The sequence below is a fragment of the Bacillus sp. RE35 genome (genome assembly GCF_052146655.1).
GTDB lineage: Bacteria > Bacillota > Bacilli > Bacillales > Bacillaceae_G > Bacillus_A > Bacillus_A cereus.
The window spans coordinates 126671-141150 of sequence record NZ_CP197377.1 but is presented as its reverse complement, the minus strand read 5'-3'; the positions used below and the strand labels follow the sequence as shown (position 1 = coordinate 141150).

The following is a 14480-nucleotide window of genomic DNA, read 5'->3' as shown; positions in this document are numbered from 1 at the left end:
AAGGCACCCTTTCCTTCGCCAAGTTAGCCTATTTTTATATTTAAAAAAAAGGGCCATGACCAGTTTCTTGAAAAGAACTGTCCTGCCCTTTTAATTATCATTATACTAACTCGATAATTACCATTGGTGCTGCGTCTCCGCGACGTGGACCAATTTTTGCAATACGAGTGTATCCGCCTTGGCGCTCAGCATAGCGTGGAGCTACATCAGCGAATAGTTTTTGAAGTGCATCTTGACCAGTCTCAGCGTTAGCTACTTCATTGCGAATGAAAGCTGCTGCTTGACGACGAGCATGAAGATCTCCGCGTTTACCTAAAGTGATCATTTTTTCCACTACAGAACGAAGTTCTTTTGCACGAGTTTCTGTCGTTTGGATGCGCTCGTTGATAATTAAATCAGTAGCTAAATCACGTAACATAGCTTTACGTTGCGCACTTGTACGGCCTAATTTTCTGTATGCCATTCGTAGTTCCCTCCTTTGTTGATGGGTTTAAATCCTCAGTCGTCTTTACGTAAACCTAAACCTAATTCCTCAAGTTTATGTTTAACTTCTTCTAAGGATTTACGTCCTAAGTTACGAACTTTCATCATATCTTCTTCTGTTTTGTTCGCAAGCTCTTGTACAGTATTAATTCCTGCACGTTTTAGGCAATTATAAGAACGAACAGAAAGGTCTAGTTCTTCGATAGTCATCTCAAGAACTTTCTCTTTTTGATCTTCTTCCTTCTCGACCATAATCTCAGCATTTTGTGCTTCATCAGTTAAACCAACAAAGATATTTAAATGCTCAGTTAAGATTTTGGCACCTAAAGAGATAGCTTCTTTTGGCCCGATGCTTCCATCCGTCCATACATCAAGCGTAAGCTTATCATAATTAGCCACTTGTCCGACACGTGTCTTTTCCACTTGGTAAGTCACACGTGATACTGGAGTATAAATAGAATCAATAGGAATTACTCCTATTGGTTGATCTTCGCTTTTATTTGCATCAGCTGGCGTATACCCACGGCCACGCTTTGCAGTTAAACGCACGCGGAAATGCGCATCTTTTGCTAACGTTGCAATGTGTAAATCTGGATTTAAGATTTCTACATCACTATCGTGAGTAATATCAGCAGCTGTGACAATACCTTCGCCCTGTACATCAATTTCCAACGTCTTCTCTTCTTCAGAGTAGATTTTAAGAGCTAACTTTTTCAAGTTTAAGATGATCGTCGTAACGTCTTCTACTACGCCCTCAACTGTTGAAAATTCATGTAATACGCCATCGATTTGGATAGCAGTAACAGCGGCACCAGGGAGTGAGGATAAAAGAATACGACGTAAGGAGTTACCCAAAGTAGTACCATATCCACGCTCAAGCGGTTCAATTACGAATTTACCATATTTAGCATCTTCGTTAAGTTCAACCGTTTCGATTTTCGGCTTTTCGATTTCAATCATTAACTAAACCCTCCTTCAAAACGTCGAAACCCCGGTTAAACAAAGGTATAACCCCTGTCTAACCGAAAGTCCCCCTTAGGCAGTTCCCGATTGTGCACAACAAGCGATGTTTCTGTACGAAATTTCTCGATAATGCATCATATCCATTATAGACAAAAGGGAAAATTCTATACAGAAAAATTACACACGACGACGTTTTGGTGGACGACATCCATTATGAGGAACTGGAGTAACATCTCTAATTGCTGTTACTTCTAGACCTGCAGCTTGAAGAGCACGAATTGCAGCTTCACGACCAGCACCAGGACCTTTAACAGTAACCTCTAAAGTTTTTAAACCGTGTTCCATTGCAGCTTTAGCAGCAGTTTCAGCAGCCATTTGCGCAGCGAATGGAGTAGATTTACGAGATCCACGGAAACCAAGTGCACCAGCACTAGACCAAGAAAGTGCGTTACCGTGAGTATCTGTAAGTGTTACGATTGTGTTGTTGAAAGTAGAACGAATATGAGCTATACCAGCTTCAATATTCTTTTTCACACGTTTTTTACGAGTGTTTGTTTTACGTGCCATTGTTAGTTCAACCTCCTTTACTTATTATTTCTTTTTATTTGCTACTGTACGACGTGGACCTTTACGTGTACGAGCATTGTTTTTAGAGTTTTGACCACGAACTGGTAAACCACGACGGTGACGAAGACCACGGTAAGAACCGATCTCCATTAGACGTTTGATGTTAAGAGATACTTCACGACGAAGGTCTCCCTCAACTTTAATACGATCGATGATATCACGGATACGTCCTAATTCGTCTTCCGTTAAATCACGAACTCGTGTTTCTTCAGAAATACCTGCTTCAGCAAGAATTTTTTCAGCAGTTGTGCGACCAATGCCGAATACGTAAGTTAAAGAAATAACAACGCGTTTGTCTCGAGGAATATCTACACCTGCGATACGTGCCATTACGAATGCACCTCCTTCTGATTAACCTTGTTTTTGTTTATGTTTAGGGTTTTCACAAATAACCATTACTTTTCCACGTCTACGAATAACTTTACATTTTTCGCAGATTGGTTTAACTGACGGTCTTACTTTCATGTCTCGAACCTCCTTAAAGATTACGGAGTGCTATATTATTTAAAACGGTACGTAATACGACCACGATTTAAATCGTACGGAGATAATTCTACCGTAACTTTGTCTCCTGGTAAAATACGAATGAAGTTCATACGGATTTTACCAGAAACGTGAGCCAATACGACATGCCCATTCTCTAATTCTACTTTGAACATAGCATTTGGCAACGTTTCAAGAACGGTACCTTCGACTTCAATTACATCATCTTTAGCCATTCAATAGTTCTCCCTTCTTCAAATCAGTAACATTTTACACTGCTCTGAAATCCCGGAGAGCCAGCTACTTATAAAGTGGTAAGGATTTCGTATCCTGCTTCTGTAAGAGCAATCGTGTGCTCAAAATGGGCACACCATTTACCATCTACCGTTACCACTGTCCAGTCATCAGATAGTGTTTTTACATATCGTCTTCCTTGATTCACCATCGGCTCAACACAGATGACCATTCCCGGCTTTAATCTAGGGCCTCTATTTGGTGGACCATAGTGCGGGATTTGAGGGTCCTCATGTAAGTCTTGCCCGATTCCGTGACCAACATACTCCCTAACGATCGAGAATCCATTCTCTTCAGCATGGGTTTGAACCGCATGTGAGATATTTGATAATCTCTCGCCTGGTTTTACTTGTTCTAGACCAAGATACAACGATTTTTCTGTGACATCAAGTAGCTTTTGAACAGATTCAGAAATGTTTCCAACTGGATACGTCCATGCAGAATCTCCATGGTACCCATTGTATTTCGCACCAATATCGATACTGATGATATCGCCCTCTTTGAGCTTGCGCTTCCCTGGAATTCCGTGTACAAGCTCTTCATTTACAGAAGCACATATGCTCCCCGGAAATCCGTTGTATCCTTTAAAAGATGGCGTAGCACCATATTTTTGAATCGTCTTTTCCGCTATTTGATCGAGCTCTTTCGTTGTAATTCCTGGAGTAATGTGCTGTTTCAACTCTTGATGAGTCAAAGCAACGATCCTGCCAGCTTCTCGCATGATTTCTATCTCGCGAGGAGTTTTGCAGATTATCATTACGCTAAGCCTCCGATGAGAACATCGATATCAGCAAATACTTTATTGATATCTTGCTCACCATTAATGCTTTGTAAGTAACCAAGCTCTTCGTAGAAATCAAGCAAAGGTTTTGTTTGCTTAATATTTACATCTAAACGATTTGCTACAGTTTCTTCATTGTCATCAGAGCGTTGATATAATTCGCCACCACATTTATCGCACACATCAGCTTTTGCTGGTGGATTGAATTCTAAGTGGTAAGTCGCACCGCACTCTTTACAAATGCGACGGCCTGTAAGGCGTTTTAATAACAACCCTGAATCCACATTAATGTTTAAAACATAGTCGATTTTTTTGCCAAGATCTTTCATAATTTCTTCAAGAGCTGATGCTTGTGCAACAGTTCGTGGGAAACCGTCTAGTAAGAAACCTCTTACGCAGTCGTCTTGACTTAAACGTTCACGAACGATTCCGATTGTAACTTCATCTGGAACAAGTGCACCTTTATCAATAAAAGATTTTGCTTGTAGACCCATTTCAGTTTCAGCCTTCATAGCTGCACGGAACATGTCTCCTGTTGAAATGTGAGGGATGTTATACTTGGCAACAATCTGTTCGGCTTGTGTACCTTTACCAGCACCAGGAAGCCCCATTAAAATTAAGTTCATCCTTGTTCCCCCTCAGAGTACATGAGCATGTAGGGAAGACAATTCTTCCCACTTACTCACTGCTTGATAAACCCTTTGTAATGGCGTTTTACCAGTTGGCTTTCTAGCTGCTTCATTGTTTCTAAAGCAACGCCGACAACGATTAACATACTCGTTCCACCGATCTGTGCAGATGGAGGAAGATTTCCCAATTTCGTAAAGATAACTGGTAAGATTGCAATCGCTGCTAGGAAAATTGATCCTACAAAGGTCAAACGATACAAGATTTTTGTTAGATATTGTTCCGTATTCTTACCCGGACGAATACCTGGAACATATCCACCTTGCTTGTTTAGATTCTCTGACATTTGCTCTGGATTAACCTGAACAAATGCATAGAAATATGTGAAGGCTACAATGAGCGCAACATATATGATCATTCCCACTGGGTGAGAATAGTTAAAGTTTGCAATAATCCACTGCGATACATCATGTTTCGGGAAGAACTGTGCAATAGTCGGAGGCGTAATTAAGAATGAAACAGCAAAAATTACTGGAATAACACCAGCACTATTTACCTTAAGCGGTAAATGTGTGTTTTGTGCTCCAGCATAACCACCATTTCCTCCTGTTACACGCTTCGCATATTGAATTGGGATCTTTCTAACAGCCTGTTGAATGAAAATAACACCCACAATAACTGCTAGCACAGCTAGTAAAATCAATGCAACTTTAACGATACTCATGAACAATTGATCTCCGATATTTTGAAACTGTTGCTGATACACTTGAGATATAACACTTGGGATCGCTGCGGCAATACCGCCAAAGATAAGGATGGAAATACCATTACCTACACCTTTAGCTGTAATCTGTTCACCTAACCACATTAAAAATGCAGTACCAGCAGTCAGTACCGTAGCAATGTATAAATAAGTGCTCCAACCTGGATTCAAAATTAATTGTCCACCTACCATACCGTTAAAACCGATTGACATACCAAACCCCTGAATAAACGCAAGAACAATTGTAAAGTAACGCGTGAATTGCGTTAATTTACGACGGCCCATTTCACCTTGCTTCGACCATTCCGAAAATTTAGGAACAACATCCATCTGCAATAATTGCACGATGATGGATGCTGTAATATACGGCATGATTCCCATCGCAAAGATGGAGAAGTTTTTCAAGGCTCCACCGCCAAATGTATTTAGAATACCTAAAGCATTTAATTGATCTTGTGCCTTCAGTACGTCTCCATTTGTAAATGGCACGGGGATAAACGTGCCAATCCTGAATACGATTAACATCGCTAAAGTGAATAATATTTTACGTCTTATCTCAGCAACGCGCATAAAGTTGGAGATTGTACGAAACATTAGATCACCTCAACTGATCCGCCAGCTGCTTCAATTGCTTCTTTAGCACTTGAAGAGAACTTGTGCGCTTTAACAGTTAGTTTTTTCTCTACTGCTCCGCTTGCAAGAACTTTAACACCGTCGTTTAACTTGCTGATAACGCCAGTTTCCAGCAATAATTCAGGTGTTACTTCTGTACCATCTTCAAAACGATTTAACGTTGATAAGTTTACAATAGCAAACTCTTTACGGTTAATGTTTGTGAAGCCGCGTTTTGGTAAACGACGGAATAATGGAGTTTGACCACCTTCGAAGCCAAGACGAACACCGCCGCCAGAACGTGCGTTTTGTCCTTTATGACCTTTACCAGCAGTTTTACCGTTACCAGAACCGATACCACGACCGACACGGTTACGTACTTTACGAGAACCTTCTGCAGGTTTTAATTCATGAAGTTTCATTCCCAGGCACCTCCTTATATTAATGAGTTATCCTTAAGCTTCTTTTACAGTTACAAGGTGAGAAACTTTGTTGATCATACCAAGAATAGCAGGAGTTTCTTCCTTAACTACAGTTGAATTCAACTTTTTAAGACCTAAAGCTTCTACCGTCGCACGTTGATCTTGTGGACGACCAATTACACTACGAGTGAGGGTAATTTCTAACTTTTTCGCCATTTGTTTTCCCTCCTTAACCTAGTAGCTCTTCTACAGATTTACCGCGTAATTTTGCAACATCTTCAGCGCGCTTAAGTTCGCTTAATCCGTTCACAGTAGCGCGAATCATGTTGATTGGTGTGTTAGAACCAAGAGATTTCGAAAGAATATCTTGTACACCAGCTAATTCAAGGACCGCACGAACAGGTCCACCAGCAATAACACCAGTACCCTCAGCAGCAGGTTTTAAGAATACTTCACCAGCGCCAAAATGACCGTTGATTGTGTGTGGAATTGTTGTACCAACTAATGGTACAGCGATTAAGTTTTTCTTAGCGTCTTCGATAGCTTTACGGATTGCGTCTGGTACCTCTTGTGCTTTACCAGTACCGAATCCAACATGACCGTTTTTATCGCCAACTACAACTAGTGCAGCAAAGCGGAAACGACGACCACCCTTAACAACTTTCGCGACACGATTTATCGTAACTACACGTTCTTCAAGTTCTAATTTACTTGGGTCAATGCGATGCATCAATTTTCCCTCCTTTGACCATTAAAATTGTAATCCAGCCTCACGAGCAGCTTCAGCTAGAGCTTTAACACGGCCATGGTATAAGTAACCACCGCGATCAAATACTACTTCTTTAACGCCTTTCTCTACAGCACGCTTAGCAACTGATTCTCCAACTTTCGTAGCAGCTTCAATATTGCTAGTACCGTTAAGAGCAAGGTCTTTATCAAGAGTAGATGCACTTACTAACGTTACACCATTCACATCATCAATAACTTGAGCGTAAATATGTTGGTTAGAACGGAACACGTTTAAACGTGGACGCTCTGCAGTACCAGTAAGTTTAGCACGTACACGTGCATGTCTTTTCTTACGAGTCGCATTTTTATCAGCTTTAGTGATCATTCTTGTCACTCCTTTCTCTCACCTAACGGGTTTACTTAGCAGTTTTACCTTCTTTACGACGAACAACTTCGCCTTCGTAACGAATACCTTTACCTTTGTAAGGCTCAGGAGCACGTACAGCACGGATGTTAGCAGCGAATTCGCCAACACGTTGCTTGTCGATACCTTTAATTACGATCTTAGTTGGTGCAGGTACTTCAACTTCAAGACCTGCTTCCGGAGTCATTTCTACTGGATGAGAATAACCTACGCTTAATACAAGTTTATCACCTTGTTTTTGAGCACGGTAACCAACACCGACTAATTCAAGTCCGCGTGCGAAACCTTCAGTTACACCTTCAACCATGTTTCCGATTAAAGCACGAGTTGTACCGTGTAATGCACGGTGTTCCTTCTGTTCAGATGGACGCTCAACTGTTAATGTATTCTCTTCAATTTTGATAAGCATATCAGCATTGAAAGTACGAGTTAATTCACCTTTAGGGCCTTTTACTGTTACAGTATTGTCTTCTGCAACTGTAATAGTAACACCTGCAGGGATTTCAAGAATCTTTTTACCAATACGAGACATGTGGTCACACCTCCGTTCGTTTTAAATATATATTACCAAACGTATGCTACTACTTCTCCACCAGTTTGTAATTGACGAGCGTCTTTGTCTGTCATTACTCCCTTAGATGTAGAAACAAGAGCGATACCTAATCCGTTAAGTACACGTGGTACTTCGTCAGCTTTAGCGTAAACGCGTAAGCCAGGTTTACTGATACGTTTTAATCCAGTGATTACACGTTCATTGTTTGCACCATATTTCAGGAAAATACGAAGGATACCTTGTTTGTTATCCTCGATGTATTCTACATCACGAATGAAACCTTCACGTTTTAAAAGTTCAGCGATCTCTTTTTTGATTTTAGAAGCAGGAACCTCTAATTTCTCATGACGTACCATGTTCGCATTACGGATGCGAGTAAGCATGTCTGCAATTGGATCTGTCATCACCATGTGTTTTACCTCCTTCCCATTTGTGGGTTTTACCAACTAGCTTTTTTAACACCAGGAATTTGACCTTTATATGCAAGTTCACGGAAACAAATACGGCAAAGTTTAAATTTGCGGTATACAGAATGCGGACGACCGCAGCGTTCGCAACGTGTATACTCTTGTACTTTAAACTTAGGAGTACGCTTTTGTTTCGCTATCATAGATTTTTTAGCCACGTTTTCGCCTCCTCTACTTAGCGTTGGCTTCCATTATTTTTGGAATGGCATACCGAATTGTGTTAAAAGTTCACGAGCTTCTTCATCAGTTTTCGCTGTAGTAACGATTACGATGTCCATACCGCGGACTTTGCTTACTTTATCATAATCAATCTCAGGGAAAATAAGTTGCTCTTTAACACCTAATGTATAGTTTCCACGACCATCGAATGATTTCTTAGAAACACCACGGAAATCACGTACACGTGGTAAAGAAACTGATACTAATTTGTCGAAGAACTCATACATTTGCTCGCCGCGTAAAGTTACTTTCGCACCGATTGGCATACCTTCACGAAGACGGAAACCAGCGATTGATTTTTTAGCACGAGTTACAACAGGTTTTTGACCTGTGATTTGTGTTAATTCTTCTACTGCGTTGTCTAACGCTTTTGAGTTAGATACCGCGTCACCAACACCAGTGTTGATTACGATCTTTTCGATTTTTGGTACCTGCATTACAGATTTATAGTTAAACTTGCTCACTAGAGCAGGAGTAATTTCCTTTTGGAACTTCTCTTTAAGGCGATTCAATGAAGTGACCTCCTTTCTTAAGAAAATTATTTATCTAATAATTCACCAGATTTTTTTGCAATACGAACTTTTTTACCATCTTCTACTTTGAAGCCTACGCGAGTAGGTTCACCTGTTTTCGGATCTAAAATCATAACGTTAGAAACGTGAATAGGTGCTTCTTTAGTAATAATTCCACCTTGTGGATTTAATTGAGATGGCTTAGAGTGCTTCTTAACGATATTGACACCCTCAACGATAACACGGTTTTGCTTTGGGAAAGCCACAAGGATAACGCCTTGTTTTCCTTTGTCTTTACCAGTGATTACCTGTACTTTATCACCTTTTTTTACATGCATCTTAATTCTGCACCTCCTTAGCAAGGCAATACCTTAAATTATAGAACTTCTGGAGCTAAAGAAACGATCTTCATGAAGTTGCTATCACGTAATTCACGAGCTACTGGTCCGAAGATACGAGTACCACGTGGGCTCTTATCGTCTTTAATGATAACCGCTGCGTTTTCATCAAATTTGATGTAAGAACCGTCCGGACGACGAGCTCCGCTCTTCGTACGTACTACTACTGCTTTAACAACGTCACCTTTTTTAACAACGCCACCTGGTGTTGCTTGTTTTACCGTAGCAACGATAATGTCACCAATGTTAGCATATTTACGACCAGAGCCGCCTAATACTTTAATTGTTAAAAGTTCACGTGCACCAGAGTTGTCAGCAACTTTCAAACGAGATTCTTGTTGGATCATGTTATGAAACCTCCCTTCGGACTAAAAATTCCGATTCGTCTATTTAGATAATAACCGCTTCTTCAACGATTTCAACTAAACGGAAACGCTTAGTAGCAGAAAGCGGGCGAGTTTCCATGATTTTAACGATATCGCCAAGTTTCGCTTGGTTTTGCTCATCATGGGCTTTGTACTTCTTAGAATACTTAACACGTTTTCCGTACAAGGAATGAGTTTTGTAAGTTTCAACTAAAACTGTAATCGTTTTGTCCATTTTGTCAGACACTACACGACCAGTATAAACTTTGCGTTGGTTACGTTCGCTCACTATGCAAACCTCCCCTCAATTTATCGATTAATTCCGATCTCTCTTTCACGAACTACAGTTTTCATACGAGCAATTGCTTTACGCACTTCACGAATGCGAGTTGGATTCTCTAATTGTCCTGTAGCAAGTTGGAAGCGAAGATTAAACAACTCTTCCTTTAAAGCTTTAACTTTTGTTTCGATTTCGGCAGTGGTTAATTCACGAATATCATTAGTTTTCATTAGATTCACCACCATTTTCTTCACGTTTTACGAATTTACATTTCACAGGTAACTTGTGAGCTGCAAGACGTAATGCTTCGCGTGCTACCTCTTCAGATACACCCGCGATTTCGAACATAATTTTCCCAGGTTTTACTACTGCTACCCAGCCTTCTGGTGCCCCTTTACCGGAACCCATACGTACTTCTAGAGGTTTTGCAGTGTAAGGTTTAGAAGGGAAAATTTTAATCCATACTTTACCGCCACGTTTCATGTAACGAGTCATTGCACGACGAGCAGCTTCGATTTGACGGTTTGTAATCCATGAAGCAGCTTGTGCTTGTAAACCGAATTCACCGAAAGCAATTTCAGTTCCACCTTTAGCACGACCACGCATTTTACCACGATGCTCTCTACGATATTTTACGCGTTTTGGCATTAACATATTATTTTCCTCCTTCCTCAGAAGCTTTCTTTTTTGTAGGAAGGACTTCTCCACGGTAGATCCATACTTTTACGCCTAATTTACCGTATGTTGTATCAGCTTCAACTGCTGCATAGTCAATATCAGCGCGAAGTGTATGAAGTGGAACAGTTCCTTCACTGTAAGATTCTGCACGAGCGATATCAGCTCCGCCAAGACGACCAGAAACCTGTGTTTTAATACCTTTAGCACCTGCACGCATAGCACGTTGAATAACTTGCTTTTGTGCACGACGGAATGATACACGGTTTTCTAATTGACGAGCGATGTTTTCGCCTACTAATTTAGCGTTAAGATCAGCTCTCTTAACTTCTAAAATGTTGATGTGTACACGCTTGCCTGTTAATTGGTTAAGAGCTTTACGAAGTGCTTCAACTTCAGTACCACCTTTACCAATTACCATACCAGGTTTTGCAGTGTGAATTGTAACATTTACACGATTTGCTGCACGTTCGATTTCTACTTTAGCAACAGCAGAATCTTTTAAGCGTACATTAATGTACTCACGGATTTTGATGTCTTCATGTAATAATGTAGCGTAATCTTTCTCAGCGAACCAACGAGATTCCCAGTCACGGATAACGCCGACACGAAGACCAATTGGATTAACCTTTTGACCCATCGATTATCCCTCCTTCTTTTCTGATACCACAACTGTGATGTGGCTTGTGCGTTTGTTAATTTGGCTTGCACGACCCATTGCACGTGGACGGAAACGTTTTAACGTTGGACCTTCGTCAACGAAAACTTTTTCTACAACTAGGTTGTTAATGTCCATCTCATAATTGTGCTCTGCATTTGCGATTGCAGATTTTAAAACTTTTTCTACAACTGGAGAAGCAGTTTTTGGTGTGTGGTTAAGGATAGCAATCGCTTCACCCACTTGCTTACCTCGGATTAAGTCTACTACTAAACGAACTTTACGAGGAGCAATACGAACTGTTCTCGCTACTGCTTTAGCTTGCATTGAAGTGCCTCCTCTCATTATCTTCTAGTTTTCTTATCGTCAGCAAGGTGACCTTTGTACGTACGAGTTGGTGCGAATTCACCTAACTTATGGCCAACCATATCCTCAGTGATGTACACAGGTACGTGTTTACGACCATCATATACAGCGATTGTGTGTCCGATGAACTGAGGGAAGATTGTTGAACGGCGAGACCAAGTTTTAACAACTTGTTTTTGCTCAGATGCAACTAATTTTTCCATTTTGCTCATTAAGTGATCATCGACAAATGGTCCTTTTTTTAAGCTACGAGCCATTTTGGTGCCTCCCTTCGTGATTGGCGTACGGTTCTAGAAATGAACCGTACTACAATCCCATTATTTTTTACGACGACGAACGATAAATTTGTCAGACGCTTTGTTTTTCTTACGAGTCTTGAATCCAAGAGTTGGTTTACCCCATGGAGACATTGGAGACTTACGTCCGATTGGAGAACGTCCTTCACCACCACCGTGTGGGTGATCAACAGGGTTCATTACAGAACCACGAACTGTTGGGCGTTTACCTAACCAGCGAGAGCGACCTGCTTTACCGATTTTGATAAGTTCGTGTTGTTCGTTACCTACTTGACCGATTGAAGCGCGACAAGCAGATAATACAAGACGTACTTCACCAGAAGTTAAACGTACAAGTACGTATTTACCTTCTTTACCAAGTACTTGAGCAGATGTACCAGCAGAACGAACTAATTGTCCGCCACGACCAGGCTTAAGCTCGATGTTATGAACAACAGTACCTACTGGAATGTTGATTAATGGTAATGCGTTACCGATTTTAATGTCAGCTTCTGGGCCAGACATAACTTCCATACCTACTTCTAAAGATTTAGGAGCAAGAATGTAACGTTTTTCACCGTCAACGTAGTTAATTAATGCGATATTCGCAGAGCGGTTTGGATCGTATTCGATCGTAGCAACGCGTCCTGGAATTCCATCTTTGTTACGCTTAAAGTCGATGATACGGTATTGACGCTTATGTCCGCCACCTTGATGACGTACAGTGATTTTACCTTGGTTATTACGACCAGCCTTCTTGCTTAAAGGAGCAAGTAATGACTTTTCGGGTCTATCAGTCGTGATTTCAGCGAAATCATTCGTAGTCATGTTACGACGACCGTTAGTAGTTGGATTATACTTTTTGATTCCCATCTCAATTTCCCTCCTTCTTTAGTAAGAATTAAACGCCTTGGAAGATTTCGATTTCTTTGCTGTCAGCAGTTAGCTTAACGATTGCTTTACGACGACGGCTAGTAAAACCAGCGTGACGACCAACGCGTTTTGCTTTCGGCTTGTAGTTCATGATGTTCACTTTTTCTACTTTAACACCAAAGATCGCTTCAAGAGCATCTTTAACTTCTGTTTTATTAGATTTAACGTCCACATCGAACGTGTATTTTTTTTCAGCCATCATTTCCATAGAACGTTCAGTGATAACTGGGCGCTTAATGATATCACGAGGATCTCTCATTATGCAAGCACCTCCTCTACTTTTTCCACTGCCGCTTTTGTCATGATTAGCTTATCATGATGAAGCACGTCTAAAACGTTTACGCCATCAGCAGTGATTACTGTTACTCCAGGGATATTGCGAGCAGATAACTCTACAGATTCGTTTGCATCAGCAGTTACGATAAGAGCTTTCTTCTCAACAGTTAATCCTTTAAGTACTGCTAGCATGTCTTTTGTTTTTGGTGCATTTAACACTAGGTCTTCAAGAACTACAATGTTGTTCTCAACTACTTTAGTAGCTAATGCAGATTTGATTGCTAAACGACGAACTTTCTTAGGAAGTTTGTACGCATAGCTTCTTGGTGTAGGTCCGAATACCGTACCACCACCACGCCATTGAGGAGAGCGGATAGACCCTTGACGAGCACGTCCAGTTCCTTTTTGACGCCATGGTTTACGACCACCACCGCGAACTTCAGAGCGAGTTTTTACTTTGTGTGTACCTTGACGTAAAGATGCACGTTGCATCATTACAGCTTCGAAAAGTACAGCTTCATTTGGTTCGATACCGAAAATAGCTTCAGCTAATTCGATTTCACCAACCTGTGAACCAGTTTGGTTATATACAGTAACTTTTGGCATTGGAATTCCTCCTTCCTATTGTGAATTATTTGCTAACCTTCACAGCGCCTTGAACAACTACAAGAGATTTCTTAGCACCTGGAACGTTACCTTTTACTAGTAATAAGTTGCGCTCAGTGTCAACTTGAACGATTTCTAAGTTTTGGATAGTAACTTGGTCTCCACCCATACGTCCAGCAAGTTTTTTGCCTTTGAATACACGGTTCGGAGCAACTGGGCCCATTGAACCTGGACGACGGTGATAGCGAGAACCATGAGACATAGGTCCGCGAGATTGTCCGTGGCGTTTGATAACACCTTGGAAACCTTTACCTTTAGAAATTCCTGTTACATCAACGATTTCACCTGTAGCGAATACGTCAACTTTTACCTCTTGACCAACCTCTAATCCGTCCACGTCTGCATCGCGGATTTCGCGAATGAAGCGCTTAGGAGTTGTAGATGCTTTAGCAGTGTGGCCTTGTTCAGGTTTGTTAGTTAACTTTTCACGTTTATCTTCAAATCCTAACTGGATTGCATTGTAGCCATCAGTTTCAGTTGTTTTCTTTTGAAGAACAACGTTTGGATTAGCAGCGATAACTGTTACTGGGATTAACTCACCGTTCTCAGCAAATACTTGAGTCATACCGATCTTTCTTCCTAAGATTCCTTTGGTCATGAGTTACACCTCCTACATTTTTAAGTTATAT

General features: G+C 40.9%; 29 protein-coding genes. All 29 read right to left on the bottom strand.

Annotated features, from left to right (window positions below):
- Positions 1-100: 100 nt before the first annotated feature.
- On the bottom strand, positions 101-463 hold the full coding sequence (gene rplQ, locus ACTL4X_RS00810) for a 50S ribosomal protein L17 (RefSeq protein ID WP_000331490.1): 363 nt from the start codon (positions 461-463) through the stop codon (positions 101-103).
- Positions 464-498: 35 nt separating this feature from the next.
- Positions 499-1443 carry a DNA-directed RNA polymerase subunit alpha gene (locus ACTL4X_RS00805; RefSeq protein WP_000569643.1) on the bottom strand — a complete coding sequence of 315 codons (945 nt, stop codon included), beginning with the start codon at positions 1441-1443 and terminating at the stop codon, positions 499-501.
- A 180-nt stretch (positions 1444-1623) separates the two neighbouring features.
- Positions 1624-2013, bottom strand: a complete 390-nt coding sequence (gene rpsK, locus ACTL4X_RS00800; protein WP_000101798.1) for a 30S ribosomal protein S11 — start codon at positions 2011-2013, stop codon at positions 1624-1626.
- Positions 2014-2037: 24 nt separating this feature from the next.
- Positions 2038-2403, bottom strand: a complete 366-nt coding sequence (gene rpsM / locus ACTL4X_RS00795) for a 30S ribosomal protein S13 (RefSeq protein WP_000090788.1) — start codon at positions 2401-2403, stop codon at positions 2038-2040.
- A 21-nt stretch (positions 2404-2424) separates the two neighbouring features.
- Positions 2425-2538 (bottom strand): 50S ribosomal protein L36, encoded by a 114-nt coding sequence (gene rpmJ, locus ACTL4X_RS00790; RefSeq protein ID WP_000868344.1) that lies wholly within the window; start codon positions 2536-2538, stop codon positions 2425-2427.
- Between the two features lie 35 nt (positions 2539-2573).
- A complete protein-coding gene (gene infA, locus ACTL4X_RS00785) occupies positions 2574-2792 on the bottom strand; it encodes a translation initiation factor IF-1 (protein WP_001029884.1) in 219 nt (72 codons plus the stop codon).
- Positions 2793-2860: 68 nt separating this feature from the next.
- A complete protein-coding gene (gene map / locus ACTL4X_RS00780) occupies positions 2861-3607 on the bottom strand; it encodes a type I methionyl aminopeptidase (RefSeq protein WP_000582539.1) in 747 nt (248 codons plus the stop codon).
- Complete coding sequence (locus tag ACTL4X_RS00775; RefSeq protein ID WP_001048989.1) at positions 3607-4257, bottom strand: adenylate kinase; 651 nt, start codon at positions 4255-4257, stop codon at positions 3607-3609. The genes map and ACTL4X_RS00775 overlap by 1 nt, the downstream gene beginning before the upstream one ends.
- A gap of 56 nt (positions 4258-4313) precedes the next feature.
- Entirely contained in the window at positions 4314-5615 is a 1302-nt protein-coding gene (gene secY / locus ACTL4X_RS00770) for a preprotein translocase subunit SecY (protein ID WP_000490117.1), read from the bottom strand.
- Positions 5615-6055 carry a 50S ribosomal protein L15 gene (gene rplO, locus ACTL4X_RS00765; protein WP_000766081.1) on the bottom strand — a complete coding sequence of 147 codons (441 nt, stop codon included), beginning with the start codon at positions 6053-6055 and terminating at the stop codon, positions 5615-5617. Before rplO ends, secY begins: the two co-directional genes overlap by 1 nt.
- Before the next feature lie 33 nt (positions 6056-6088).
- Positions 6089-6271 carry a 50S ribosomal protein L30 gene (gene rpmD / locus ACTL4X_RS00760; RefSeq protein WP_001085234.1) on the bottom strand — a complete coding sequence of 61 codons (183 nt, stop codon included), beginning with the start codon at positions 6269-6271 and terminating at the stop codon, positions 6089-6091.
- Positions 6272-6284: 13 nt separating this feature from the next.
- The gene (gene rpsE, locus ACTL4X_RS00755; RefSeq protein ID WP_000554646.1) at positions 6285-6785 is read right to left on the bottom strand and encodes a 30S ribosomal protein S5; all 501 of its coding nucleotides are present in this window, start codon (positions 6783-6785) and stop codon (positions 6285-6287) included.
- A gap of 21 nt (positions 6786-6806) precedes the next feature.
- Positions 6807-7169: a 50S ribosomal protein L18 gene (gene rplR / locus ACTL4X_RS00750; protein ID WP_000628816.1), complete on the bottom strand. Its 363-nt coding sequence runs from the start codon at positions 7167-7169 to the stop codon at positions 6807-6809.
- 31 nt (positions 7170-7200) lie between these two features.
- Positions 7201-7740 carry a 50S ribosomal protein L6 gene (gene rplF, locus ACTL4X_RS00745; RefSeq protein ID WP_000086558.1) on the bottom strand — a complete coding sequence of 180 codons (540 nt, stop codon included), beginning with the start codon at positions 7738-7740 and terminating at the stop codon, positions 7201-7203.
- A 32-nt stretch (positions 7741-7772) separates the two neighbouring features.
- Positions 7773-8171, bottom strand: coding sequence for a 30S ribosomal protein S8 (gene rpsH / locus ACTL4X_RS00740; RefSeq protein WP_000245511.1), 399 nt, complete (start codon positions 8169-8171; stop codon positions 7773-7775).
- Between the two features lie 29 nt (positions 8172-8200).
- Positions 8201-8386, bottom strand: coding sequence for a 30S ribosomal protein S14 (gene rpsN, locus ACTL4X_RS00735; RefSeq protein WP_001085700.1), 186 nt, complete (start codon positions 8384-8386; stop codon positions 8201-8203).
- Between the two features lie 33 nt (positions 8387-8419).
- Positions 8420-8959, bottom strand: coding sequence for a 50S ribosomal protein L5 (rplE, locus tag ACTL4X_RS00730; RefSeq protein ID WP_001080831.1), 540 nt, complete (start codon positions 8957-8959; stop codon positions 8420-8422).
- 26 nt (positions 8960-8985) lie between these two features.
- Positions 8986-9297 (bottom strand): 50S ribosomal protein L24, encoded by a 312-nt coding sequence (rplX, locus tag ACTL4X_RS00725; protein WP_000558200.1) that lies wholly within the window; start codon positions 9295-9297, stop codon positions 8986-8988.
- A 38-nt stretch (positions 9298-9335) separates the two neighbouring features.
- Entirely contained in the window at positions 9336-9704 is a 369-nt protein-coding gene (gene rplN, locus ACTL4X_RS00720; protein WP_000615912.1) for a 50S ribosomal protein L14, read from the bottom strand.
- Between the two features lie 43 nt (positions 9705-9747).
- The gene (gene rpsQ / locus ACTL4X_RS00715) at positions 9748-10011 is read right to left on the bottom strand and encodes a 30S ribosomal protein S17 (protein ID WP_000004106.1); all 264 of its coding nucleotides are present in this window, start codon (positions 10009-10011) and stop codon (positions 9748-9750) included.
- Between the two features lie 20 nt (positions 10012-10031).
- Entirely contained in the window at positions 10032-10232 is a 201-nt protein-coding gene (rpmC, locus tag ACTL4X_RS00710; protein ID WP_000855718.1) for a 50S ribosomal protein L29, read from the bottom strand.
- The gene (gene rplP / locus ACTL4X_RS00705; RefSeq protein WP_000928969.1) at positions 10222-10656 is read right to left on the bottom strand and encodes a 50S ribosomal protein L16; all 435 of its coding nucleotides are present in this window, start codon (positions 10654-10656) and stop codon (positions 10222-10224) included. Before rplP ends, rpmC begins: the two co-directional genes overlap by 11 nt.
- A gap of 1 nt (position 10657) precedes the next feature.
- A complete protein-coding gene (gene rpsC, locus ACTL4X_RS00700) occupies positions 10658-11317 on the bottom strand; it encodes a 30S ribosomal protein S3 (RefSeq protein WP_000529956.1) in 660 nt (219 codons plus the stop codon).
- A gap of 3 nt (positions 11318-11320) precedes the next feature.
- Positions 11321-11662: a 50S ribosomal protein L22 gene (rplV, locus tag ACTL4X_RS00695; protein WP_001148024.1), complete on the bottom strand. Its 342-nt coding sequence runs from the start codon at positions 11660-11662 to the stop codon at positions 11321-11323.
- Positions 11663-11679: 17 nt separating this feature from the next.
- Positions 11680-11958, bottom strand: coding sequence for a 30S ribosomal protein S19 (gene rpsS / locus ACTL4X_RS00690; RefSeq protein ID WP_000124454.1), 279 nt, complete (start codon positions 11956-11958; stop codon positions 11680-11682).
- 60 nt (positions 11959-12018) lie between these two features.
- On the bottom strand, positions 12019-12849 hold the full coding sequence (gene rplB / locus ACTL4X_RS00685) for a 50S ribosomal protein L2 (RefSeq protein ID WP_000511583.1): 831 nt from the start codon (positions 12847-12849) through the stop codon (positions 12019-12021).
- A gap of 28 nt (positions 12850-12877) precedes the next feature.
- Positions 12878-13168 (bottom strand): 50S ribosomal protein L23, encoded by a 291-nt coding sequence (gene rplW / locus ACTL4X_RS00680; protein ID WP_001205558.1) that lies wholly within the window; start codon positions 13166-13168, stop codon positions 12878-12880.
- The gene (gene rplD, locus ACTL4X_RS00675) at positions 13168-13791 is read right to left on the bottom strand and encodes a 50S ribosomal protein L4 (RefSeq protein ID WP_001127258.1); all 624 of its coding nucleotides are present in this window, start codon (positions 13789-13791) and stop codon (positions 13168-13170) included. Before rplD ends, rplW begins: the two co-directional genes overlap by 1 nt.
- A 25-nt stretch (positions 13792-13816) precedes the next feature.
- Positions 13817-14449: a 50S ribosomal protein L3 gene (gene rplC / locus ACTL4X_RS00670; RefSeq protein ID WP_000160207.1), complete on the bottom strand. Its 633-nt coding sequence runs from the start codon at positions 14447-14449 to the stop codon at positions 13817-13819.
- Positions 14450-14480: the final 31 nt, after the last annotated feature.